Below are 441 nucleotides of genomic sequence, written 5' to 3' on the forward strand. Positions count from 1 at the left end.
GGTTCCCCCATTCGGACATCCCCGGATCAAAGCCTGCTTACGGCTCCCCGAGGCATTTCGTCGTTCGCCACGTCCTTCTTCGGCTCCTAGTGCCTAGGCATCCTCCGTGTGCTCTTTCTAGCTTAACCTAGAAAAAACTTTAAAGATTTTTGCATGATCCGAAGATCAAGCAACCTAAGTTCTTACTTTACGTTTTTGTTTCGTTATCTAGTTTTCAAGGAACAAAGTTGTTGAAGGGGTAATTCATCCTTCAAAACTGAACACGAGTGAGTAAGYGATTGTGTATCCGAAGATACTTGACTGTGTCTATCAGACACGAGTCTCCATAGAAAGGAGGTGATCCAGCCGCACCTTCCGATACGGCTACCTTGTTACGACTTCACCCCAATCATCTACCCCACCTTCGGCGGCTGGCTCCCTTGCGGGTTACCYCACCGACTT

Annotated in this window: 2 rRNA genes; both read right to left on the reverse strand. The window is 48.3% G+C overall.

Annotation, left to right across the window (positions count from 1 at the left end):
• Positions 1-128, reverse strand: a 23S ribosomal RNA gene (locus tag AB4114_RS35920); the annotation flags it as partial.
• A gap of 201 nt (positions 129-329) precedes the next feature.
• Positions 330-441: ribosomal RNA gene (locus tag AB4114_RS35925) — 16S ribosomal RNA — on the reverse strand; the annotation flags it as partial.

The organism is Paenibacillus sp. 2RAB27, from assembly GCF_052115445.1.
In the GTDB taxonomy this organism is placed as follows: domain Bacteria; phylum Bacillota; class Bacilli; order Paenibacillales; family NBRC-103111; genus Paenibacillus_E.